This window comes from Opitutia bacterium (assembly GCA_016217545.1).
Lineage (GTDB): Bacteria > Verrucomicrobiota > Verrucomicrobiia > Opitutales > Opitutaceae > Didemnitutus.
On record JACRHT010000016.1, the window covers coordinates 566,208 to 589,162 of the forward strand.

General features: G+C 62.6%; 21 protein-coding genes. All 21 read right to left on the reverse strand.

Translation table 11 applies throughout. The features are described from left to right. Nucleotides 1-2 precede the first annotated feature (2 nt). The 21 genes from HZA32_14755 to HZA32_14855 all read right to left on the reverse strand — a co-directional run bounded on the left by HZA32_14755 (nucleotide 3) and on the right by HZA32_14855 (nucleotide 22,954). On the reverse strand, nucleotides 3-758 hold the full coding sequence (locus HZA32_14755; GenBank protein MBI5425336.1) for an exosortase-associated EpsI family protein: 756 nt from the start codon (nucleotides 756-758) through the stop codon (nucleotides 3-5). Continuing rightward, entirely contained in the window at nucleotides 758-1,387 is a 630-nt protein-coding gene (locus HZA32_14760; GenBank protein ID MBI5425337.1) for a NeuD/PglB/VioB family sugar acetyltransferase, read from the reverse strand. Before HZA32_14760 ends, HZA32_14755 begins: the two co-directional genes overlap by 1 nt. Beyond that, on the reverse strand, nucleotides 1,384-2,118 hold the full coding sequence (locus HZA32_14765; GenBank protein ID MBI5425338.1) for an SDR family oxidoreductase: 735 nt from the start codon (nucleotides 2,116-2,118) through the stop codon (nucleotides 1,384-1,386). Before HZA32_14765 ends, HZA32_14760 begins: the two co-directional genes overlap by 4 nt. After that, nucleotides 2,115-2,348 (reverse strand): acyl carrier protein, encoded by a 234-nt coding sequence (locus HZA32_14770; GenBank protein ID MBI5425339.1) that lies wholly within the window; start codon nucleotides 2,346-2,348, stop codon nucleotides 2,115-2,117. The genes HZA32_14765 and HZA32_14770 overlap by 4 nt, the downstream gene beginning before the upstream one ends. 4 nt (nucleotides 2,349-2,352) lie before the next feature. Then, a complete protein-coding gene (locus tag HZA32_14775; protein MBI5425340.1) occupies nucleotides 2,353-3,342 on the reverse strand; it encodes a ketoacyl-ACP synthase III in 990 nt (329 codons plus the stop codon). A gap of 134 nt (nucleotides 3,343-3,476) precedes the next feature. Beyond that, entirely contained in the window at nucleotides 3,477-6,290 is a 2,814-nt protein-coding gene (locus HZA32_14780) for a right-handed parallel beta-helix repeat-containing protein (protein MBI5425341.1), read from the reverse strand. A gap of 40 nt (nucleotides 6,291-6,330) precedes the next feature. Then, nucleotides 6,331-7,488, reverse strand: coding sequence for a glycosyltransferase family 4 protein (locus tag HZA32_14785; GenBank protein ID MBI5425342.1), 1,158 nt, complete (start codon nucleotides 7,486-7,488; stop codon nucleotides 6,331-6,333). Continuing rightward, complete coding sequence (locus HZA32_14790; protein MBI5425343.1) at nucleotides 7,485-8,606, reverse strand: glycosyltransferase; 1,122 nt, start codon at nucleotides 8,604-8,606, stop codon at nucleotides 7,485-7,487. The genes HZA32_14785 and HZA32_14790 overlap by 4 nt, the downstream gene beginning before the upstream one ends. Continuing rightward, entirely contained in the window at nucleotides 8,603-9,376 is a 774-nt protein-coding gene (locus tag HZA32_14795; protein MBI5425344.1) for a polysaccharide deacetylase family protein, read from the reverse strand. The genes HZA32_14790 and HZA32_14795 overlap by 4 nt, the downstream gene beginning before the upstream one ends. Before the next feature lie 3 nt (nucleotides 9,377-9,379). Further along, nucleotides 9,380-10,177, reverse strand: a complete 798-nt coding sequence (locus HZA32_14800; GenBank protein MBI5425345.1) for a GNAT family N-acetyltransferase — start codon at nucleotides 10,175-10,177, stop codon at nucleotides 9,380-9,382. After that, a complete protein-coding gene (locus tag HZA32_14805; protein ID MBI5425346.1) occupies nucleotides 10,171-10,761 on the reverse strand; it encodes a methyltransferase domain-containing protein in 591 nt (196 codons plus the stop codon). Before HZA32_14805 ends, HZA32_14800 begins: the two co-directional genes overlap by 7 nt. Continuing rightward, nucleotides 10,758-11,939: a glycosyltransferase gene (locus HZA32_14810; protein MBI5425347.1), complete on the reverse strand. Its 1,182-nt coding sequence runs from the start codon at nucleotides 11,937-11,939 to the stop codon at nucleotides 10,758-10,760. Before HZA32_14810 ends, HZA32_14805 begins: the two co-directional genes overlap by 4 nt. Next, on the reverse strand, nucleotides 11,912-13,849 hold the full coding sequence (gene asnB / locus HZA32_14815; GenBank protein ID MBI5425348.1) for an asparagine synthase (glutamine-hydrolyzing): 1,938 nt from the start codon (nucleotides 13,847-13,849) through the stop codon (nucleotides 11,912-11,914). Before asnB ends, HZA32_14810 begins: the two co-directional genes overlap by 28 nt. Nucleotides 13,850-13,895: 46 nt before the next feature. Beyond that, nucleotides 13,896-14,444: an acyltransferase gene (locus HZA32_14820; protein MBI5425349.1), complete on the reverse strand. Its 549-nt coding sequence runs from the start codon at nucleotides 14,442-14,444 to the stop codon at nucleotides 13,896-13,898. Then, nucleotides 14,425-15,753: a hypothetical protein gene (locus HZA32_14825; GenBank protein MBI5425350.1), complete on the reverse strand. Its 1,329-nt coding sequence runs from the start codon at nucleotides 15,751-15,753 to the stop codon at nucleotides 14,425-14,427. Before HZA32_14825 ends, HZA32_14820 begins: the two co-directional genes overlap by 20 nt. Beyond that, the gene (locus tag HZA32_14830; protein ID MBI5425351.1) at nucleotides 15,750-16,877 is read right to left on the reverse strand and encodes a glycosyltransferase family 4 protein; all 1,128 of its coding nucleotides are present in this window, start codon (nucleotides 16,875-16,877) and stop codon (nucleotides 15,750-15,752) included. Before HZA32_14830 ends, HZA32_14825 begins: the two co-directional genes overlap by 4 nt. A gap of 50 nt (nucleotides 16,878-16,927) precedes the next feature. Next, complete coding sequence (locus tag HZA32_14835; GenBank protein ID MBI5425352.1) at nucleotides 16,928-18,193, reverse strand: hypothetical protein; 1,266 nt, start codon at nucleotides 18,191-18,193, stop codon at nucleotides 16,928-16,930. 5 nt (nucleotides 18,194-18,198) lie between these two features. Further along, nucleotides 18,199-18,696, reverse strand: coding sequence for an acyltransferase (locus HZA32_14840; GenBank protein MBI5425353.1), 498 nt, complete (start codon nucleotides 18,694-18,696; stop codon nucleotides 18,199-18,201). Nucleotides 18,697-18,850: 154 nt separating this feature from the next. Continuing rightward, the gene (locus tag HZA32_14845; GenBank protein ID MBI5425354.1) at nucleotides 18,851-20,422 is read right to left on the reverse strand and encodes a hypothetical protein; all 1,572 of its coding nucleotides are present in this window, start codon (nucleotides 20,420-20,422) and stop codon (nucleotides 18,851-18,853) included. Then, nucleotides 20,422-21,912, reverse strand: coding sequence for an N-acetylneuraminate synthase family protein (locus HZA32_14850; GenBank protein MBI5425355.1), 1,491 nt, complete (start codon nucleotides 21,910-21,912; stop codon nucleotides 20,422-20,424). The genes HZA32_14845 and HZA32_14850 overlap by 1 nt, the downstream gene beginning before the upstream one ends. Before the next feature lie 7 nt (nucleotides 21,913-21,919). Beyond that, a complete protein-coding gene (locus HZA32_14855; GenBank protein MBI5425356.1) occupies nucleotides 21,920-22,954 on the reverse strand; it encodes an acylneuraminate cytidylyltransferase in 1,035 nt (344 codons plus the stop codon). Nucleotide 22,955: the final 1 nt, after the last annotated feature.

Sequence of the window (22,955 nt, forward strand, 5' to 3'; positions counted from 1 at the left end):
GCTCACGGCTGCCCCTGCCCAACTTGGTTGCTCGCAGAGGGGGGCTCGGCCAAACCGAGTCTCGCCAGCGCCCCAAGCAACTTGACCCAACCCGGGTCGCCTTTGAACTCCTCGAACGGGCGGTTGCTGGTCAATCGGACGAAATACTGCTCTCCACTGCCCAAAGCTGCGTAGCTGGCGGTGTCCCGAATCCACTTGCCGGGATGAGTGAACAGGGTGAAGCGCTCACCGAAATCGAAAGCCCTGCCATTCACCAGATGCCAAAAGGCCACGTCCTCCCTACCGTTTACCGGAGAGACAAACACTCGTCTCTGGGTCGGCTGCAGTTTCGCACTGCCCGTCGACCACACCTCGTTGAAATTCATCGACTCGCAGGTCCAGCCATTTTCCGACCAACAACGATCCGGAGTGTGCGAAGCGACGCGGCTGACTGGCATTCGGTCGCGTTTCCAATAGGCGACGTAAACGCCGAGGTGCGTCGTGCCGCGCGTGAACACCCGAAAGACATAGTCGTCGAAATTCAGTATCGCCTCGACCTGCCCCTTGACCACTTCGGTAGTGCCCAGGGGCTCCTCCCGCGACCGCCAACCCTCGATCTCCTCGGGAATCTTGCCTTTCAAGTGCCCCACTGCCCGGGCGGTGCCAACATCCCCAGCCGACAGATCACGGATCCGTAGAAATTGAAAGGCGAACGCCGCGCAGAGCACCACGGCACCAACACCGAGACCCCAGTATGTCGTGCGGCAAACCCGTTTCATCAGGTCGCGACCGATCGTGCCGGCACGCCGACGGCCAAGACTCTGGCCGCAACTGCACGGTTGGCAAAAGACGCCGCCCCCAACAGGGACCATTCACCCATGTTGCCGCGAGGGCCGAGGACGGCGTTGGAGCCCATAAATGCGCCTTCGCCCAGAACCGCGAATCCCGAGACCCGTGCCCCCGGGCACAACTGCGAAAAGTCACCGATGACCGCATCGTGGCCGACGGAAACACCCACGTTAACGATTACGTGCTGCCCGACTTGGACTTGGGGACCGACAAAAGCCCCGGCCGCAATATAGGCTCCCGCGCCGATCTCGGCACTGCGGCTCACGGCCGAACGGGGATCGATCACCGCGACAGCCCGGTGCCCTGCTGCCCCGAGCCTAGCGGCAATCCGCAACCTCACATCGTTGGCTCCAATCGCCATGATGTAGGTGCCCTGCGCTCCCAATTCGAAATGACTGATGGGACCGAGGCACGGCCTGCCCATCACCACACGTCCCCTCGCGGATTCATCGTCGTCGTAGAGGGCTGTCACGGTCCAGCCCGCAAGCTCGGCGGCATCCACCACTTCGGCGGAAAAGCCGCCGGCTCCGATCACGACCAGCGATTTGTCGGTTTTCATTGTGCAGTATACCCTCCGTCCACCGGCAAGACGGCTCCCGTAATCCACTTGGCCTGGGGCGAGAGCAAGAAGGCGATCGCGTGCCCAACGTCGTCCGGCTCACCAAACCCCAAGGGATGACGGCCGCGGATCGTGTCGATATTTTCGGCCGTCAGCCCCTTGAACATTTTTTCAACCAGTGGCGAAGGCACGATGCCCGGCGCCACCGCATTGACCCGAATCCCACGCGCGGCCCATTCAACGGCCAAAGTACGCGCCAATCCCGCCACTGCAGCCTTGGAGGCTCCGTAGCCCGTCATCCCGGGCGCTCCGACGAGTCCCATGATGCTGGAAATAAGCACCACTGCGGGCTGAGTGCCCTGCTGCAAATTGGGCCAGCACGCCCGAAGGACGCGCAAGGCTCCGCTGACATTCACATCCATGACCGTCGCCATGTTTTCGTCCGAGGTTCTGGTCGCGGGATGCAACAGTCCGACACCTGCCGCATAGACAAGGCCGTCGAGCGACAGGCTTTCGGCGGCAATCGTTTCGATCAACCGCTGGACGCTGTCCGCGCTCGTGACGTCCAGGCGCAAAATTCGCGCTGAGGGGAACGCGCTTCGCAGATCCGCATCCTTGCCGTCACGGCAATGTGTCAGCACCAATCCCTCTCCACGACGTGAAAGCGCCCGCGCGGCTGCCCCTCCGAGGACCGACGACGCTCCGACCACAAGTATCCGCCGCACGCTCATGACGTGAGCTTCGTCTCCACCAGTGCCACAAGGTCGCCAACGGTTTGGCACTTCTGCAGCGAACCGGGCGGCAGCTCGAAGCCCAACTCGGCATCAAGCATCGCGACGACCGCCATGCGGCCCATTGAGTCCCACGCCGGGAAGGACCTGAGCGGGGCGGAGTCCGTCAATTTCGCCGGCGCGATGCCGAGCTCAGCGCCGAGTTTTTCAATGAATTGCGTTTTGCTCATAGAGTTAGTGCCATTCGAGAATACAGCCGCCCCAAGAGTAGCCGACGCCAAATCCCGCCAGCAATACTTTCATCCCCGGCCTCAGCCGGCCGGCTTGGAGGGCTTCCGCCAAAGCCAGAGGAATGGTCGACGACACGGTGTTACCGCAATACTCCAGGTTGATCACGAACTTTTCGGACGGAATGCCCAATTTCCGTCGCAGATGCTCAAGCATGAAAGCATTTGCCTGATGGAATACCACGAGATCGATCTCTCCGAGCGTCAGCTTGGCTTTCGCGAGGACACTTTGCACCAACTTAGGCACGGCTTTGATCGTGAAGTTGAAAATTTCCGGTCCGTCCATGAACAAGCACGACGGATCCCGCACGTTGCCGGAGTCGTCGACCGAAGTGGTGGGCTGCGCCGCCCGCGCATGACGAGCCCCACCGGTTCTTACGATCAACTGTTCCGCCCCGCGCCCGTCGGAGCCGAGCACGAAGGAATGCAGCCGCGTCTTGGAATCCCTCGTAAGCAAGGTGGCAGTGCCAGCGTCGCCAAAGATGGTCCGCGTGCTCTTGTCCAGCGGATGAACGAGACGGCTATAGGTATCTGCCGTCAAAAAAAGCACCTTCTCCGCCGCGCCACTCGCTAACAGCGCGTTTGCAAGCGACAGGCCGTAAACATATCCGGAACATCCGAGGTTGAAATCCAGCGCCGCGCAACTCGTCGGCAGCCCCAGCCGATACTGCAGCACGCACGCCGTTGTAGGCAGCAGGTAATCGGGCGTCTGAGTGCAAAACAGCAGGCAATCGGCTTGATCCGCGCCTTCGGACAACAGTTGCACGGCAGCGGCATGGGCAAGATCCGACGCGCACTCCCCTTCCGACACCACGCGTCTCTCTCGAATTCCCGTCTTCTCGAAGATCTTTTCTGCTGTCCAGTCAGGATACAACAACGCTAGGTCGGTGTTACTCAGGACGGTCTTAGGGAGGTGACAGGCAATTTTTTCAATCATCGCAGGGATTGGCTAAGACGCGCAACCATCAGGCCCCGAGAGGGAGACAGTGCGCATCAGGTTCGGGCAATCGGCCCCAAAGACCGATGATGGAACGCCGGCCGTAATCGCAACATGTGGAGGGTGAGCCCGCGTCACGGCGAAGCCCAATACTGGAGACTAAGCGAGCGGAGCACGGTATCCTGGAACGCCACTCCCTGTGCAGTGATGCGAAAGCCGATGGCGGTGAGCATATCGACATTGCCAAAATCCAGACGCCCGGGTTGGAGCAGCTTCGCACTGCCGTCCACGAAAACGATGATCGTCTGCGAAGTCGCGCTCGACCGCACGATTCGGAGGCGGAGAACCAGTGTGGTTCCATTCTCGGGTTTGGGATCCGAATCATAAACCACCACCGAACCGAAGTAGGCGCGCACGCGCTTGTTGTTCGCGTTTGCGGCGAAAGTGAGCGCGGCGATGATTTCCAAGGCGTCGCCATCCTTCCGCAGGGCCTGACTCGGCAGGCTAACCTGCCGGAGAGTGGTCTCTGCTCCGCCGGCGACACTCGACGCCGCTTGGGTCGACGAATAGATCATCTGCCCGTTGGTATAGGCGAGCGCGGCGGGCAAGTTACCGACGAGAACGTTGTCGGTCTCGTTGGTGATGATACTGACTCCTTGGGGCGAATTCACCGCCAAGTTGTCCCGCACGACGTTGCCGCCGCTCGCATCCCCGAGCGCAACAGCATAGAAGCTCTTTCGCGCAGTCCCGGTGCGCGAATCAATGATGGAATTGTCGGACACGAGGTTGTTTTCCGATTCCACGCCACCCACCGAACCGAAAACGATAAATGGAGTCGCCGAGGTCGAGCCCAGATTCCACGCGACGTTTCCCCTCACCAAACTGAACCGCGCCCCAAACAACTTGACACCACTACCGTCGGCGCTGCGGATCACCTTGTTGTTGCTGAAAGATCCTGCGACAACGCCATAAAGTTCCAACGGAGCGCCGCTGTCGAACCATGTGTTACTCTCGATAATGATGCCCGGACAGCTGAATTGATCCTCGTGCAACAACGGCCGATTCAGATCGAAGGGCCGATTGAAGCCAGACAGGATATTGTCCTTGATTACCATATCCTCGGCGTTCGCGAGCACGATGCCGCTCGAGTCTCCAGCACTCGCCTGAAGCTGGTTGTTCGAGAAAGTGTTTTTTCTGATTTTGCGCCCGCCGACCGCACTGTTGCACTTGAAACCGACGTAGACGTTTTGCGCGACATTTCCGACAAAAAGGTTGTTTGCCGTGTCCGGAACTGCCGGCGAGCCGCTCGAGTCCGCAGGATCGATCCGGAACGCGGTGAACAAATTTGAAGAGCCGATGCCACGCGCAACGTTTCCGGAGAACACGTTGTTTTTCGAGCCGTTCCAGCACTCATAGCCCGTGCCAAGCACGCCGGTCGCCCCTACGCCATCGACATAGCAGTTGACGACGGAACAATTATTCGCGCCCGAAAGTTCGATTCCGACGTCGCGGACGTTCGTGACTCGACAACTGCTGATCAGGACGGCCTCCGTGGAGCGGCCCGCCGCGCTCGGCGTGTCGTTGTTGCGCACCAGATGGATGGCGTAGCCGGAAGCCGCTTCGACCCAGACATTGGTGATCGAGCCACCCACGACTCCGCCGAACGCCAAACCGTTGTTTCCGGTCCCCTGCAGGTCTAGCTTCAGGTCGCTCACATGAATATCCGTGTCTCCCGTGTCTTGTGTCGTCTGGTCGCCGAAGGACCGAACATTCGCCAGGCAGACCGTTTGCCCCGCGGCGGGAAACCGGATCACGGTCGACCAACCCGCGCCACGAAACGTTGAACCGCTCGGCAGCAAAAGTCCCACTTGGTTCGTCGGGTCGGCAGAAACGTAGTAAGTGCCCGGAGGCAGATACACCTCCTTGCCAACTTCAGCCCCATAGTAAATTGCCGCTTGAATTGCCGCCCGATCATCCGTCACGCCGTTACCAGTCGCACCGAAAACCCTCACATCCACACTGCCCCCATCGCTCGTGATATCCTCCAGGATCACTTTGTTCGTCGCGGCATTGTAGTCCGCCGGCCGAACCAGCGTCACACCGTTGGGAACGTCCGAAACGTTTTCCGCCCGGAGTGCGTAGGAGCGTTGACGTCCGTTCACGTTCAACGTGACCACAGCTCCCGCGGTCATGGCCACCGTGTCGACCGTGCCAAGGGCGACGGTCGGCGTCGCTCCGTCCGCAACTACGTTCCGCACGCCGAGCCAGCCGCGCGTGGCCAGGACGCCCGACTCCGTAGGCAGCGTGAGCGTATTCCCCGCAGCGCTTGCCGACTTGGTAATGGTCGTGCGCGAAGCCGTCAAACCCAGTTGGACGGTGCCCACCCGCGTGTCGATGCCGCCACCGCCGTCATACGTGATGATGTCGCCACCGGGCAAGGTAGCGCCGTAAAGCAGCAGATCACCACCGCGCGCCTCGGCCGCTGTGCCACCCGAGGAATAGAAATTACCACCGCGTGCCGAGGTTGCGCTGCCACCACGCAGCAACAGCGACCCACCGAGTGCTTGGGACCCAGCGCCGCCATAGAGCAAAATGCTTCCGCCTCGAGCCGCATCGCCAGCACCACCGCTCAGGTCAACTTCGCCGGCATCCGCCGCTTGGTCCACCAAAGTCGCGCCGGCCCCAGCGTTCAGGTAAATTTTCCCGCCAACGGCTCCGCCCGTGTTACGCGCTTCGATCAGCGTGGCGAGATTCAGCGGGGTGATGAATTTGTCCGCCTCGGTCCCAGCCCGAATCGTCGCGGCTGTCGCGGCATTGGCTGAGATGAAGTTCAGCGGTGTGGTCAAAACGCCGTTATCATCCACACTGACCGTGGTCTGCCCCCTCAACGACAGAGTCGTCACCAAGATCATAGTGAACAACAGGAGATGGCGATGGGTGCGTTTCACGTAGGTGATTTGCAGTAATTCGCCTATTCCTACCGGTGCATCAAGCCCTGACTTGGATCCCCATGCCGACGCAGAGCACCTGGTTCACCGCCCGCACATCGAAACGCTCCACCGCAATCTGCCGCGAGCGAATGGCCATGCGCCGCACAAGCTCGGGGTCCGATGCCAGCCGTTGCATCGCGATCGATAAGGCGTGAGCTGAACGGGTCGGCACTAACAGTCCGTTCTCTCCCTGCAGAATACCGTGAACATCGCGCTTGCTCCCCGCGGGCACCACGACCGTGTCCCGACAACCGATCGTGTCCGTGGTGATTATCGCGCGCCCGACCGACATCGCCTCGAGCACGGAACGTGGCATGCCCTCGTGATACGATGGCAGCACATAAACCGAGCACTCCGCCAGATGGCCGCGCACATCCTCGCAGAGGGGAAAACGCTCCAGCCATCCGCGGGACACCCATCCGTCGATGTCGGTCTCGCGAATCCCGGTGGGATTGGAGTCTCCCGCCCCCACAATACGACACCCGGCTTCCGGGTGAGTCCGACGCAGCTCCGCCGCCGCTTCCGCCAACTCAACCAGACCTTTGTCGCGCAACATCCGCCCAAGATAGAGGAAACGTGTTCCCGACGGTAACGGCTTCGGAGCGAAATGCTCCGTGTCGACACCCGAGCCAGCCACCTGGACCAACTGCCTCCGGCTCGCTAAGCGGCGCTCAAGGAACAGCGCTTCAATCTCTCCGTTTTGCACGAACACACGTCCGCAGCCCCGCAGCGACCGGCGATAAAGCGCCTCAGCGACTCCGCGCAGCAAGCGCCCTTTAAGTCCTTCCGTGTAGAACGCCGTGCCCAGCCCAGTGATCAGTGCGTGCACAGACGGAACGCCGGCTGCGCGAGCTGCGAGCGATCCGTAAATCACCGGCTTGATCGTGTAGCTGAGCACGATGTCCGGTTTCTCCGCTGCGCAAAGCCGCCGCAAATTTCTGTAACTGCGCCAATCTGCCAAAGGATTTAGCCCAGTCCGTGCGAGGTGGACCGGCACAAAGCGAATGCCAGCCTCGGCCAGTTGAGCCGGGACGCGTGGTGTCTCCGCTGGCGCCGCGGCCACAACCTCCCACCCTGCCGCCAACACCGCCCGCATGAGCGGCAACCGGAAATTGGTCAGCGACGCATCATAGCCGGCAATCAGCAGGAATTTCACCGTTCCCTCCGTTCCAAGACCGCATGGAGGGCCCTTTCGGCCGCTATTGTCACCGCGGCTTCCGCGAAGTGCGCCTGGCAGTATTCCCGAGCTCGAACTCCCATAGCCCTCGCTCGACCGGGCTCGCCGAGAAGACGCACCAGTGCGGCATACGCCATGCGCGCATCAGCGATCGGCACCACCTCCAGTCCGTCACTTTCGCCGGCAATGCGTCGCAGGTCGCCAACCTCGGTCGCAATGCACGGAATGCCCAGCGCCATTGCTTCAAGCAACGCATTCGGCATGCCCTCGTAGCGGCTGAGGAGCATGAACACATCCGCACCCGCCAAGAACTTCACCGGGTCGTCGATCGGTCCCGCCCACGTGACGGTTCCCTCCATGCCTCGGCGTGCAATTTCGCCGTCGAGCCGAGTCTCGCCCGTCGGCTGTGCGCCACCGACCGTGAAGTGGACGTTAGCACCATCAGCGCACGCCAGCTGGGCAATCTCGAGCAGTTGATCGTAACCTTTGATCCAAAAGCGAACGTTGCCCAGCATCCGCACCTCCAACCGTCCCGCGGACTCTCCGCGACGCGCCGCGGATAGAAACGTAGCCTCGATGGCGTTCGGGACGACGTGAGCGCGCGACTCGATTCCGAGCGCAACCTCCTGTGCAAGCTTCACGTTGAGCTCGCTGTTCGAGAGATAGCCGGCGGCATAAAGCCGCGTGGCGCGCAGCAGCCAACCGCGCTTCCGCATCACCTCGCGACTTGCGGAGCGCAACGCCACGATACCCGCGGGCCACCAAAGAATCGGCAGCAATAGTCGCCACAGTTCCGCCCGAAAACCCCAGCACATCAGCACTCCCCGGGGGCCACGCACCACCGCCGCAACCAATGCCGCTAGCACCGACAGCGCCCCCGCACGACCCGGGCGGACGATGTGCACGCCAGCGCGCGCCGCCTCATCCAACAGGGCGGCATAGCGGCCCCCGCCGGGTTGCCATTGCAACACATAGACAGAGCAATCGTGGCCCCGCTCGCCCAACCCTCGGAGCAGCAGCAGCAGTTGCTTTTCCGCTCCCCCGCCCGCGAGCGTGTTCGTGAGCACGCGGACTACCATGCGCTCGCTGTGTTTCATGCCGGATCGTGCAGCGGAGCCGGTGCGGTCAGCGCGAAACGAGCGCGGCGTAGCCAGTGAAACAGCGGGCTCACCTTCAGGCGGAAATTCGTCGTGCCGTCGCCCCGGTAGAGCCCTACGCGCTCCAGCGTCAGCCAGTTCTCGCGGCGCACGAGGCCGCGCGCCCACGGCGTGATCGGCGCCAACTCGTAACCCGCCGCGCGCACCCGCGACAGTGTATCGGCCGTGAACTTGCCAGCGGGATAGCAAAACGACCCAACGCTTTCCCCGAGCAACGACTCGAGCACGCGCTTGGATTCGGCCAGCTGTCGTTCCTGTTCGCCGGCGGAGAGCGTCGGCAGACGCGCGTGATTGCAAGTGTGGCTCGCGATCTCCCATCCGGCGGAGCGCAGGGAGATCAGTTCCTTCGCCGTGAGAAATTCCTTGTGCGCGGGACAGTGCAGTGGCCGCGGTGCGCCGTCGATCAAGGAGTCGGTGATGACGAATACCGTTGCCGTAAACCCTAGTTCTTTCAACACCGGCCGCACATGCGTCCAGCAGTCGCGGTAGCCATCGTCGAAGGTCAGCGCCATCAGCTTCGGTGACCACCGTCCCTCCGCGCGCGCCGCCGCGCAAAACTCCCGGAGACTCACCAGCCGCCGGCCGGCCCGCGCGAGGTATTCCATCTGCCGACGAAAATCTGCCGCCGAGACGGTGAGCCCATCCACATGCAACGGATCGACCCCGTGATACGCCAGGATGCGCGTGGTGCGAATGACCGGAGGAAGCATCGCTCAGATAACCGAACCGGTGGGAGGAACTACTCGCGGTCGGACCAACCCGCGCGCCTTTATCGCCGCCGTCCGCGCGGCCAATGCGAATTGCCCGAGCGGCCCTGCGCCCACGAATCCATTCCATTCCATCGTGGGTTCGCCGCCGAATTCCATTTTGAAACGGTCGATCCCCGCCAGCTCCGCCGTATGGGCGATGCCGCCGAGATCGTAGGCCTCGAATCCTCGCGCCTTGAACGCGAGCATATCGCGCCAGTGCAGCAGCCGGTTGGCCCGGCCGATGAGGGCGCGGCGCGCCGAGTCGTCGCTACCTCGCGCGGCGGAATGCGAATACAGCAGCCGCGTCCGGCGGGCGTCATGCAGATACACGTGCTGCGCTAAGATTGCGCCCTCGCGGCGGACCGTGGAAAGCGTCAATGCGGCCGCCGCGTGCAACGCCACCAGCTTTTCGTTGTTTGCAGGAGCGATGCCGGTGGTGCGGGCAAATTCACTGAAGGCGGCCCGAAAGACGGCGAGCGCCGTCTCGTCCGGCCGCTCGAGCACCTCGCACTCGAGGCCGTCCTTGTCCTGTGCCCGCCGAACCTCGTAGCGACAGTTCTTAGACAGTCCGGCCAGCAGCGCTTCCTCTTCGCGGTCGATGTTCACAATCGAACTGTGAAACCGGATGGCTTGCGGTCCGGGCGGCACCGCGCATTGCACCAATTGGAGGATGTCGCACCCCTGCTCGCGCACGGGCAGATCCGCCGCAAAATAGATTTCGCGGATGCGCAGGCCCTTGAGGCGGCGGTTGATCGTCAGCATGCGGGAAACTCGACTTTCACTGCGGGATGGAATCCGGTGGGCAACACCGGCCGCGTCACGCGACACCGCGGATCGCCTTCGAACACGTCGGCATCCACGGCGTTGTAGTAGATGAAACGCAGATTGCGCAGCCGGCCGCTCGGGCCATAGAGCGCAAAGAGTCGCTCCTTGAACTGCTCCATCAAGGCGCGCGTAAACGGATTGAAAGCGTAGATCACCGTGGCGTCCGCCGGCAGCGTCTCCATGCAGTTGCCGACCGCGATGGTGACGTCGTCCCGGTGCCGCAGGCGATGCGCGACCTCGCCGGCGACTTCGGGGTCGAGTTCGAGACCATGGACTCGAGCGGCCCGCCCTTGATGGAGAACGAAATTGATCACACGACCGCGACCGCATCCGACATCCACGAACACGTCGCCCGCCCGCACCTCGGGATCGAGCAGCAACGCCAACGCGCGGTAATCCGAATTCATCGTGTCCTTCGCACCGAGGTGCGCGTAGGGCGTCCGCTTGCTCCCGCCGAGGAACCGGCCGTAGCGAAGATCGAGGTAGAGATTGCGCAGGAGGCGGCGAATACGAGCAATCATGGGACGCGAGCGGAGGCGCAGGCGGTGAAATAGGCTTGTTGCACGACCTGCACGTGCGCGAAGGCGCGCAGTCGATCGCGGGCTTCCGCCCAACGCGAGGGCGGCGAAGCCAGTGCCTGCGCCACGGTTTCTCCGAAATTCTCCTCGAACCGCTCGGCCGGCACCACGAATTCCGCCACACCGCACCGCGCCATCATCTCCCGCGTGCCGCCGCCCGAATCGATCGTCACTACGCGACACCCCGCAGCGAGGGCTTCCATCAGCGCGTTCGGCTGGCCTTCGTAGACCGACGACGCGAGCACCACGTCGGCCTGCGCCAACCAACGCCGGACATCCGGTGCGAAGCCCGCCAGACGCACACAGGCATCCAGCCCAGCGGCGGCGATCTGGCGCTCCAGCGCCGCGCGCTGACCGCCCTCGCCAAGGATCGTCAGCACCGCGTCCGGGAAGCACGCTCGTCCCTGCGCAAAGGCGTCGATCAGACGCGAGAATCCCTTTTCGGGGGAAAGCCGCCCCACCGCCAGGAACCGCAGGGTCGTGCCCGGCCGACTGCGCGCTCCGTTCTCCCAAGCATCGTCCGGCAGTGGATTGCTGATCACATGGCACTGCATGCCGCGCACGCCGAGATCGGCCAACTCCGCGGCGGCGAAATCGCTTTGCGCCACGACCGCATCAAAGCGCCGCAACACCGGCCGATAGAGCCACCAACGCGACCGCGGCACATTCGATTTCGGCAAGGAACCCTCGCGATAGATCAACGGATGGCGCACCAAGCGCGAAGCCGACGCGATGGCCAGAAGCATCGCCTGCGTGAAACCGAAAACCAGCAGCGGGGCCGGACCGCTGCGCCGGAGGTGCCGCACCAAAGGGCGAAACGCCTCCCGCGCCCGCCGGACCTCCAACGACACGACTCGCACGCGCCGATCCAACGCGCCGAGAAATTCCGCCTCGTGCCGTCCGTAGATGATCGCCTCGACGGCATGCCCGGCTTCGGCCCATGCATTGCAGAGCCGAAGGCAAACCCGCTCGGAGCCGCCGGCTCCGAAGGTAGGCACGAGACAACGCACGCTCGGCCGTCCATTCCACGCCACCGGCCAGAGGACGTTCGCCTTGCCCGGCTCCAAGTCCGGAGCTGATACCTTTTCGTGGCTCAACTCCACCGGTGCGCAGCCAGCCATTGTTTGAGGACGAAGACCCGCCACAGCGATTCGCTGTGATCCCACTTCGCAGTTTGGTGTTCAGTCCATAGACGCTCGACCGCGTCCCGAACCACGATGTCGTCGGCGGAGCCGTCGAAAAGCGCTTCAGCAACGCACGTCTTTAGTTCGGAGCGCATCCATTGCGCGAGCGGCGGGGTGAAACCCTGTTTGGGGCGTTCCATGATCTCGCGCGGAAGATGCCGCGCGACCATGTTGCGCAACAGGCGCTTTCCCCCCTTAAGCTCGAGTTTGTAACTCAGCGGCAGTGTCGCCGCAAAGTCGTGCAGACGAAAATCCAAGAGCGGCTCCCGGCATTCGAGCCCGACCGCCATGCTTGCCCGATCCATTTTGACGAGCAGGTCGTCGGGCAGGACGTTCAAGACATCGAAGCGCATCATCTCCTCACCCAAGTGCAAATTCAACCCTGGCACGCGCCGGTGCTTCCGCAAGTCCTCCCCGCGCTGGAAGACCAAGCGCCCCGAACACGGCAGCGACGTGGCGTCATCGTAAGCCCGGGAAAAGTCGGACCGCGAAGCAAGCTGTAATAGGCGCGCAAACCGGAACCAGCCCCGGCGCCATTTGCCCGACGTAGGCCGCCGCACCGTCAAGCGGGAGGCGACCGCCCGGATGACCGAGCGAAGGAATTCGGGCGTGTGATAGACCGGCCCCAGTCGATCCAAGGCGCGATAGCGCCAGTAGCCGCCGAAAAACTCGTCGCCGCCGTCACCCGTCATAGCAACCGTCACATGTTGCCGGGTCAGCGCCGAAACAAGGTAGGTGGGAACAAACGAGGCATCGGCCAGCGGCTCGTCGAGCAGTGCCCCCACTCGGCTGGCCACCTCCAGTGCCTCCTTGCGGCTGACCGACAAGGTGGTGTGCTCGGTGCCCAAGTGCCGGGCGATCGCTTCGGCATGACGACTTTCGTCGAACTCCGCGACGTCGAACCCGATGGAGAACGTGCGGATCGGCCGCCCGGAGCGTTGCTGCATCAGGGCAACCACGAGCGACGAATCAATCCCTCCGGACAGAAGTGCGCCAAGCGGGACATCGGCGACCATGCGGATCGCAATCGCATCGCGCAGGAGCGACTCACCGGCCTCGACCGCCTCGTCGAATGTCCCGCGAAACGGCGCAGCCAACCCGCGCGACCAGGACTCCGTCGAGCTCCAGAAAGTCCGATAGTGCCACCCGGCTCCGCGCAAGTCGAACGGACCGTCCGGGTTGCCCTGCGCGGCACTGAGGAAACCATTCCAATCGATCCGGGTTGCATCCGCAGCGAATGTGACCGTCGACCCCGGTGCCAAACTCACCGCCGATTCGTAGACGCAGTGATGGTGTGGAAAGTATCCGTAGGCAAAATACGACGGGAGTGCCACCCGATTCAACCGCGCCTCAAAGTGCTCGTCCCGCGCCAAAGCCCGCGCTTCCGAGCCGAAGAGTAGCGTGCCATCGCGTCCTCGGCCGACATAAAGCGGCTTCACCCCCAGCCGATCACGCACAAGCGACAGGGTGGCGGCGCGCCGGTCGTAGCAGGCGAAAGCGAACATTCCATTCATCTTTTCCAAGGCCGCATCGAGCCCCCAAGTTGCCACCGCCTCCAGCATCACCTCGCTATCCGAGTGCCCGCGCCACTCACGCTGCCGGCCGCAATCCAATTCCTGTCGCAGCACGGCGAAATTGTAGACCTCGCCGTTGAAGACGAGTTGATGTTCGCCCGCATGCGAACACATCGGCTGTTGTCCGGCGGGTGACAGATCAATGATCGATAGGCGGCGATGCCCCAAGGCCACCGGATTCTCGGGCGCAACCCATACGCCATCGCTATCGGGCCCCCTATGCTTCACCGCGTCGGCGAGCTGGCGCACCCGACGCTCAAGGTCGGGACGCATCGCCCCGCCCACACCGATCAGACCTACAATTCCGCACATGGTCGGCTCACGGTTTCATCTCCGGCTTGTAGGCATGCTCCAATACGCTGTCGACTCGCTCGCGAAACGTAGCGCCGCGCATCTGCTCGGACGTAGCCCATTGGGAGCGCAGTCGTTGTTCGAAATCGTCGTAGCGCATGATGATGCGCGCCGGGTTCCCCGCGACGACTGTGCCGTCGGGCACCGACTTGGTCACCACACTCCCCGCCGCGACGACCGCACGGTTGCCGACTCGGACCCCCGGCATCAAGATGGAATTCACTCCGATAAACACGTCATCGCCAATCCAAACGGGAGCGTAGCGGAAACGACGCCCCTTTTCATCCCGAACTAGCCAACCGCTTCCATCGTGGGTGATGAAGACGACGCCGGCCGTCACGGTAACACGATCGCCGATTCGCACCAGCCAAGGCTCGCTGCCGAAGCTCTTGCTGTAGATGCGACATCCCTCGCCGACCGTCACCCCGAGATACCGCGCTGCGGCCGGGCCGCCGCGCAACCAGCGGATGAAGTTGAAGGCGAAGAGCCGGTATAAACTAGCGAGACGCGACAGCATGGGAGGTGGGGGGCGGCATATACCCGAGCTGCACCCGTGCCATGATCAATCCGATGCCGAAGCTCACCCACGGAGTCGAATAGGTAATGGTTCCCTCAATCGATTGGAAGGCCACGAGCGCCAATCCTGAAACCGCCGCAGCCAGCGTGATCGGATCGAGTCGGCGCCAATTTCGCAAGCGTGCGATCACCCGAACCAAGGGAAGAAAATAGAGGACAAACAAGATGACGCCGCCTTTGAGAAAGGGCAGTGCCGCACCAGCATGGGTTGAGGTGCGGCCGAATTCGTCTCCCGTGAGTCGGTCGACGGACAGCGATTGGATTTGATTGGCCAGGAAGACCCCTCCCATTCCTCGCCCCACGAGCCATTCCGTGCCCTCGAGTTCCTCCGCGAGATCGCGGACCTCCGCCCAACGCTCGTTTTCCGACAACACCGTGGTCGCCACACCGTATCGGCCTTGGAACCGCTCGATGAGAACATCGAAGGGGAAATACAGCACGATCGCGGCGGCAAAAAGGATGAACCCCACGACCGCAAGCACGATGCGCCGCTGCTGCCGCAGCATGGCCGGCAACACGGCCGCCGCCGCAAAAAGCTCCAGCGCGCAACGCACGGAAATGCCACGGCGCCCGAAATAGAGATAAACAAAAAGGCATCCGGCCGTGATCACGAGGAGCGGCACATACCAGCGATTGCGCACTTCCGTGGTCGCGGCCACCAACGCCAGCAGCGGTGCGAGCGTGAGCGCCGCCTCGAACTGTGAGCCCGATTGTTCGTTGAGAATCGAACGATCGGTCAACACCATGCTATCCGTAAATCGAATCGCGAGGAGGACCGACAAGCCCGAGAGGATGGTCACGGTCAGGCGGATGTCGCGCCAAACGCTGTCGCGTCGACCCAGTATGAACGCCCCCAAGACCGTCCAATATGTGAAGCAATCGAACGCGATGAGACGCACGGGATTTCCGAGCACGACGGCGTAGAGGATGAGAAACCCCAGATAGCCAGTCAGGGCCCACAGGTATGCCCAACTGATGCGCGGGCTCGGCCCGGGGGACTTCTCGTAGAAATAGACGGCAGCGCCGAGGCAGAGCGGATAGATAAACAGACCTAGCAAGCCGACGCTGGAACCAAGCGAGTCGGATACCTGAACGGAGATGAATCGCGAGATCATCACCAGCCACCCGACAACGAGAAACACCTGCAAGCTCCAGCGGGCCAGTCGGGGAGTTGGCGGAGGAGTGCGCTCACGGGAGAAGGAGTCGCCGGCGGCGACAGAGCGAGGGAGAACAGATCGGGCGAGACTCATGCGTGAGATTGGGATTTGTGGCGATGCACCGTCGCCTGCAAATAATTGGCCAACGCCTCGCCATGACGGGCAAGGTCGAAAACGCGCCGCGCAGTGCCATTGCCACGCTGCCCGATCTCCGCCGCCGCTCCCGGATGGCGTTCCACCCAGAGTATTTTCTCCGCCACGGCGGCAGCGCTCCCCGGAGATACCAACAGCGCATCCTCGCCGTCAGTGAAGTAGCGTCGGATATCGCCCACCGCACTCAGGATCGCCGGTGTGCCATGACTAAACAGCTCGAAGAGTCGGCTGGGAAAACAAGCCTGCGACGATACGTCGTCCGATCGCAGCAACACATGGCACGAAGCACCACACACTGCCTCGGTGTAATTTGCTTCATCGAGACGACCGGCAAGCACGACGCCGCCTGCCAATTCGTGGGACCGAGCGCGTGCAGTCAATTTCGCCAGCGTATCGGAGGAAAGACCCACGATCCGCAGTCTGGTTCGCCCACCCGCTTGACGCACCAGCGTCATTGCCTCCAGCAACAATTCCAGCGAGTCGCGCCGCGCGCCGCCACTGATGGCCAGCAGCTCCGGAATCGCCGGCGGCGTTCGCCCCGCGGCCGAAGCCAGCGGAGCAACGGTTGGCACGACCAGCACTGGATGCCTTGCCCGCGCGGACAACTCCGCCGCGAGATAATGCGAGATGACCACGCTGCCAGCCGAGAAATGCGGCAGGACCAGCAAGTGCAGGCGTTCAGAAAGATAATGAGTATCCCGCCAGCCCGCCGCATAGTCGCAGGCCAGGTGCTTCTCCGCGTATTGCTGCACAAATGGAATCCCCCGTTGCCGGCACAGCCGTGCGAGTCGCCACGCGTAGGCGACGTCCTGATTGTAGAAGAACACCACATCGACTCCCCCGGCCGCGTGTCGGCGCCCGATCTCCTGCGCCATGCGGTCGACCGCCCTGGCATTGACACGTGGACGACGCCAGCCGCGCCTCGGCTCCGGTTGACCGCGCGCGACCTGCTGCACCGCAATTTTCTCCCAAACAAATTCGCTCTCTTCGTCACCAACGAGCAACAAGCTGACCTCGCACCCGGTCTGACTCAGGGCCAGCGCGAGATTGCGGATGCGAGCCACTGCGCCTCCCGGATCAAGTCCGAACCCAAATACTCCGATGAGCAAAACCCTCATGACGGCGCAGGGGCTTCCGGGCGATATCGCGCCACGGCGGAGCGCACGCACAACGCCGCCGCCATGATTTGCACAACCGCTGCGATCACGAGCCCAACCGTCACCGCCTCAAGCGCCCGTAACGACGTAGCGTGCAGCAGCAGTGCGGGGCACAGGTAATTCGTCGCCAGCACTGCACCCACATAGGCGAAAAGCTGAGGCCAAGCCTGTAGAACCGACAGCGGCAGAGTTGCGATTTTGAAACACCCGGCCAGCACCAGCAACAGCCCCCACCGCATGGCGGGAACCGATTCCACGTATGCCGGCAGAATTCGCCCGACACAGATTGGGATCAGCCACCAGCCTGCGGCGACAAAAGGCAGCATGAAGACCACGCAAGCGAGCCCGACCCGCCACGAATTGTCCGCGACAGCCATCGCATTGTCGGTTTGACCCAAATCGAAATTTAACCGCGGCAGCAGGTAAGTGGAGATGATCGACGGCGCCATAACCCCGAGCGTGAATATCGCGGAAACCGGCGTGAAGAGTCCCAGTTCATGCTCGCCGCCCCGCTGCAACAGCAGCATGCGGCCGAAAGTGGAGGCCACGACCGTTCCGTAGTTCGAAATGAACAACGGCATACCCGTCGTCACCAGCATACCGACCACGGTCCAATCCCAGCGCGGCGGCAGTCGCACCGGTCGCATCCGGTGCAGCAGCAAGGTGCCTCCCACGGCAATGGCCACCGTGCGGCCCAAATAACCGTCGAACCCTGCCACCCACACCAGCGGAATCGAAAGCACCTGCGCAAGAATCAGCCAACCTTGGTTTCGCGCCAGGATCGAAAACTCGCGTCCACTGCGACACGTCGCCTCCAGATACGTGCGGTAGAGCATCGCCGGACCGTAAAGCGCCATCGCGATCGCCGCTGCGCGCCAGTGCGCCGCTCCGGCGTAGAGGCAGACGATCAGCAGACCCACCACCTCCACGCCACACGCCAGCAGGGTATAGGCTTCCGCCGCCTGCGCCGTCGCCTCCGCCTGCGATCGCTCCCCTCGCCCACTCAGGAAGGGAAACTGTCGATTGAAGGAGTTGATGACACCGAGCCGAACGACACCAAAATAGCTCTCGAGCAAGACGATCGACTGCCAGACACCGTTTTCCGCCGGGGAAACCCACCGCAAGACGACAATTGAGCAGACCATCTGCGTCACCTGCAGCAAAGCCGCGACCGCGCTTTGCGCCGGGACCAACCGACCCAATTCCAGCAATCGTGAACGCACCTGCTTCAGAGAACTCCTCCATCCGCACGCGGAGCGGCACCGCGAATCGGATGCGCTGGATTGCCCGCCCATACTTCCGCGGCAGGCACGGTCCGGGGCACCACCGAACCGGCGCCGACGATCGCCCCGGCCCCAATCGTCACCCCTTTTAAGATCATCACGCGCCCGCCGACCCAAGCATCCTCCTGAATGTCCACCGCGGCGGTTCGGACGGGCGCTTGTTCATGCAACGCACGGGAGCGCGCGTCGTGGGGATGGAAATCCGTATCGACGATCTCACAGGCCCCGCCGATCATGACCCGCGCCCCGATCGTCAATTCACGCTGGCACACCAGCGTGCTACTGCTGATACCGGCACCAGGCCCGATCGTAAGTCGCCCACCGGGCAGCACCCAAATGATCGCGGGGCGGTGCCCGCCGAAGGCATTCACACGCGGTCCGGAGTGAATCCGCACTCCGGGATGAATTGTCACTCGAGCGCGCGGGTCGATTTTCCAAATCATCCGCCCCGTGACCGTCAGCCGACCCAGCAACGTTACCCCGGGATGGCAGCGTAGATAAGCCGAATAGAACGTGCTCCACCACCAAATGACGATATTGTCGCGCACCGAACGGGTGCGAAGCCATAGCCGAATCAACGTCGCACTGAAGCTGTAATCACTCACAATCAGGCATCCGTTCGTCACCGGTGATGATGCGGAAGAACCGATCGTGCTCGGTTTGGGACGGCATCGCCCCCATGCGCAACCCTGTCGCCCGATAATCCCGCGCCGCCGCCTCGTAGGAAAAACCCTTGAACGTGAGATGCAGGTAGCGCTTGCCCCGCACGATCTGATCCGCTGTTGGACGTTGCGCCGTGGCCCCGAGTTCCGCCAGGCGGTTGAAATACATGTCACGCGATGCCGGCTCCTCCACTATACCCAGTCCGCTGTATTTGGGCTTCGCAGCCACAACCGACGGCAATCCGCGGACGACGAAGTCAACACCGGCGGAGCTGAGCCAGGCGAGGCCCGCTCGCGCAAACGGAATCAGTGCGAAAGTGTTCACCGATTCCGCGCTATCGATCACATGCACGTTCGCGATGCCTGCCGCAGCGGCGCGCGCCACTTCTCCCATATAGACGGCGCACTTGCCTCCGATCCAGCGCTCTGCCGGGTGGGCACGAATTACGAGCTTGAGCTGCGGTCGTGCCGCAAACCAGCGGATCAGTTCCCGAACCCATTCTTGCTGACCGGCGAAAATTGTCTCGCGGCACAACATCGAACTGTCGCCGATGACATTCGGTGCCAAGAGGAAGATCGGTGCGTCGCCAGCCATGAAATCGCGCAACCGGGCCGGCAGTGAAGCCGCGACGTTGTCGCGTTGGATGCGGTAGAAATTATTCAGCCACGCTGCATCGTCCGGTCGATTGCCATCGAGAAATTTCAGGTAGGCATTGATCTCGGCCTCCTTCTCCGCGTCCCACGGCCCCAATGCCCGCAACCAACCGGTGACATTATACTCCATCGCCGGAGCACCGAGATTGTAGATCATGTGGCCCGGTCGCCACGCCCAGCCTTCCAAGCAAACAACAGGCATTTGCCGCGCCTGCGCCACAGCCAGCAACCCTGGGGATTCGGCGATCAGGCCGCTGTAGCACAGGAGGCGGGAAAACCGCTCGCGCGTCAGCAATCCGTCGAATGCCTCGCCGGCCGCGACGATCTCCCCTTCCCGCCGGCGCACGGCATCCCCATAGCGTGCTTGATCCGCATGCACATCGGCTTCCTCGACGTGGAAATCGTAAGCGACGTTTGCCGCTGCGATTTGGCGAGCACGCGCCGCCAGCACTCCGCCAAGATCCGGCCGACGTTGCGCCACGTCCAGATCGACGAGTGCGATGCCCGGGATTTCCGGCACACGCGCCCAGAAATTGAACGGGCGCGGTTCAGGATATTCGCGGCGCACTTGCGCGCCGCGGTATAGCAGCGTCGTTTCCCAGCCGAGCGTGCGGAGCACACAGGCGGCATAAGCGGCCCACTCGATCCAAGTGCAACTGCGGAGTGCGGTCAGCGCCACACGACCGCGCACCGGCGGCAGAGGACACGCGGCAAGATGCGCGAGCCAAGTGTCGAGCGACTGCCGAGCCAGGACGGGATGGCAGGTCGTTCCCGTGTTCCAGATTTCCCACTGTGCCGCTGCCGCGGCTCCCAAGCGACGCAGAACACGGGCAGATTTGTCAGCGAGCGGCATCACCACATCGTCAGGACCGTCTTGCGCTGCATCGGGTCAAGTGCCGCGATTTTCGGATCCTCGTAGTAGGAATCGCCGATGATGTGGGTGGTCGAGACCTCTTCGAAGATGCAGCCCTGTTGCGTGCTGAAGCTGTGCCACGTGCCCCGCTCCACCAGCAGGATGTCGCCCGCCTTCAGATTATGCAGGACGCCGTTGAGATTGACCTCGATGTCGCCGCGCAGGAGCTGGAAGGTCTCCTCTTTTTTCATGTGGCGGTGATTCGGATGGCGCTGACCCGGCAGCATGATGATGAGCTTTTTGCAGTATTCGCGGTTCACCAGGTTCACGATGAGTGCGCCATTGGACCGGAATTGCTCCGGGCCGTAGTGATGCGACATCTCGATCGTGAACTTGTCGCCGATCGCGATGTGCGCCTCGTGCAGCATGCCTTTGGCTTGGTGAATGAGGCTGCGGAGCTGGTTGGCGAGCGTGCGCTGGCGGCGTTCGGTCACCCGGCCGTTCTTCGCGATGGCGGCCGATGCAGTCATCGACTCCTGAAATTCCGAAGACGAGGTCTGTCCCTCGGCACAGGGCATCGCGAAGAAGACTTTTTCTCGCGAGAGCGTTTCTCCCTGCGCAACCGCATCCCGTGCGAAAGTGCCACGGCGGAGCGAAAGCAGCGAATCGATTTCCTCCTGCGCGATCTTTTTGGACCCATCGGCGGCGCCACAGATCTCCTGCACCAGCAACGCACTCTCGACCCACTTCGCCGTCTGTTCGGGATTCATCGAGTAGGCATTGAGCGGGATCTTCTCGGTCGGGACACCCACATGGCGCTCGAGAATCCGCGCGCCCTTGGCGACCGCGGCCTTCACGACGTCGTAGTTGTCCGGTGCCTCATGCCCCGAGTAGCCGACGGGCAGCCAGTGGAAGCGACGGGCCAGTGTATCCATGAAGTTCAGATGCACTCCCTTGTTTTGCGTGGGATAGATACCCACGCAGTGGAGCAGCGAGAAATCCTTCACATGGCGATGCATGAAGAAATTCACCACTTGGTCGATTTCGTCGAGCCGCAGCCCTCCCGATGAGCAGATCACGGGTTTCCGCGTCTGCACGATGCGTTCGAGCAGCGGCCAATCGTTCGCACTGCAACTGGCGACCTTCACGATCTCGATGCCGTGATTGACGATGTCGTCGACCGACTCCTCGTCGAAGGGAGTGCAGATCGTGAGCAGTCCCGCGTCGCGAATGGCTTCCACCAAGGTCGCATAGTCGTCCTTTTTCAGCTCGGTGCTGAGAAAGCGCTTGATGTGTTTGTGCTCGGAAGCGCGGAAGTCGGGATGGATGAACGTGTCGAGATTGCGATACTGCAACTTCACGCCGGCGCGGATTCCAAACCGGCGGGCGATCTTGGCCATCTCGTCGATGATTCGGCGGCCGTGGGCGATGTCTCCTTGATGGTTGTTGGCCATCTCGAAGATGAACAGTGGGGAGGCGGAGGGGTTCATGGTAAATTCAGGGGATGCGGTCGAGAGAGGCGAGTTCAACGAGGCTCAGCATGCGATCGTCGATGTAATAGTCGGCCGCGGGCTTACCCAAGCGCAGTTCGTGGTGCAGAAGACCCCACTCGCGCATCTGGCGTTCAGTGGTCGCGCGCCAATCGATACCAGTCACGGTGCCGCGCGCGGTATAGAGCAGGATCTTGTTGCCCGCCAGGTAAAGGCGGTTCACGCGGGCAATGTTTTCGCGGATCGGCCCGGCGCGGTTATAATCGTTGCCGGGTGTGATCGTCGCAATCACGCCGTCGATATCGACGACGAAAGTCTTCCCGCTCGGCAAACCGCCGCTCCAACGGAACGCCGCCTCCGCCGCGACAAACTGCTCCGTCGTGTCAATGTCGTGGAACTGCTCCATCCGCATGGCCCCAATCCGTTGGCCGGCGATGCTGTTCAACTCGAGGATCGTCCGCGCACGAATGACGTCGACGCACGCATTCTGGAGAAATGCCGGAGGAAGCGTCTGCCTCGGCAAGCTGTGCGCCTCGGGAATGTCGGTTTGCACCACGGGTCGCAACTCGCCGTCGCCGCCGATGAACCACATCTTGAACGGCGGCTCCGGGGCCGGAACGACGGACCGGACCGAGTCCCACTCCGGATGAGCCGCAAGCAGTTCGATCGCACGGGCGATGTCCGCCGCCGTGCGATTGGGGTGTGTCGGCCGAAGATGGACGCACGTCGCCGGGATGCTGCCTTCCTGTGACTGGAACCAGCGCAGCGCATGTTGGAACACCTCAAGATCGGTCGCAGTATCGGAGGCGATGTCGGCCGGCCGGAGAAATGGCGTTTCAGCCCCATGCGCCCGGGCGATGCTCGCGTATTCCTCGCTGTCGGTCGAAACAATCACCCGGTCCACCCGGGAGCACGCTCGCGCCTGCTCGATGGAGTGAACGAGCAGCGGCTTGCCCGCAAACGGCCGGATATTCTTGTGCGGAATGCTCTTCGAACCGCTCCGGGCGGGGATGAGCGCGATGGTGGCAGATGAGTAGGTCACC

Bases quoted from the DNA above. Each gene is read 5' to 3' on its own strand.
- HZA32_14790 (MBI5425343.1), bottom strand. From the start codon at position 8,606: ATGAAACACAGCGAGCGCATGGTAGTCCGCGTGCTCACGAACACGCTC.
- HZA32_14825 (MBI5425350.1), bottom strand. From the start codon at position 15,753: ATGAGTCTCGCCCGATCTGTTCTCCCTCGCTCTGTCGCCGCCGGCGAC.
- HZA32_14810 (MBI5425347.1), bottom strand. From the start codon at position 11,939: ATGGCTGGCTGCGCACCGGTGGAGTTGAGCCACGAAAAGGTATCAGCT.
- HZA32_14820 (MBI5425349.1), bottom strand. From the start codon at position 14,444: ATGCTGTCGCGTCTCGCTAGTTTATACCGGCTCTTCGCCTTCAACTTC.
- HZA32_14760 (MBI5425337.1), bottom strand. From the start codon at position 1,387: ATGAAAACCGACAAATCGCTGGTCGTGATCGGAGCCGGCGGCTTTTCC.
- HZA32_14770 (MBI5425339.1), bottom strand. From the start codon at position 2,348: ATGAGCAAAACGCAATTCATTGAAAAACTCGGCGCTGAGCTCGGCATC.
- HZA32_14840 (MBI5425353.1), bottom strand. From the start codon at position 18,696: ATGATTTGGAAAATCGACCCGCGCGCTCGAGTGACAATTCATCCCGGA.
- asnB (MBI5425348.1), bottom strand. From the start codon at position 13,849: ATGCGTCCCGACCTTGAGCGTCGGGTGCGCCAGCTCGCCGACGCGGTG.
- HZA32_14755 (MBI5425336.1), bottom strand. From the start codon at position 758: ATGAAACGGGTTTGCCGCACGACATACTGGGGTCTCGGTGTTGGTGCC.
- HZA32_14765 (MBI5425338.1), bottom strand. From the start codon at position 2,118: ATGAGCGTGCGGCGGATACTTGTGGTCGGAGCGTCGTCGGTCCTCGGA.
- HZA32_14845 (MBI5425354.1), bottom strand. From the start codon at position 20,422: ATGCCGCTCGCTGACAAATCTGCCCGTGTTCTGCGTCGCTTGGGAGCC.
- HZA32_14800 (MBI5425345.1), bottom strand. From the start codon at position 10,177: ATGCTGACGATCAACCGCCGCCTCAAGGGCCTGCGCATCCGCGAAATC.
- HZA32_14795 (MBI5425344.1), bottom strand. From the start codon at position 9,376: ATGCTTCCTCCGGTCATTCGCACCACGCGCATCCTGGCGTATCACGGG.
- HZA32_14775 (MBI5425340.1), bottom strand. From the start codon at position 3,342: ATGATTGAAAAAATTGCCTGTCACCTCCCTAAGACCGTCCTGAGTAAC.
- HZA32_14805 (MBI5425346.1), bottom strand. From the start codon at position 10,761: ATGATTGCTCGTATTCGCCGCCTCCTGCGCAATCTCTACCTCGATCTT.
- HZA32_14850 (MBI5425355.1), bottom strand. From the start codon at position 21,912: ATGAACCCCTCCGCCTCCCCACTGTTCATCTTCGAGATGGCCAACAAC.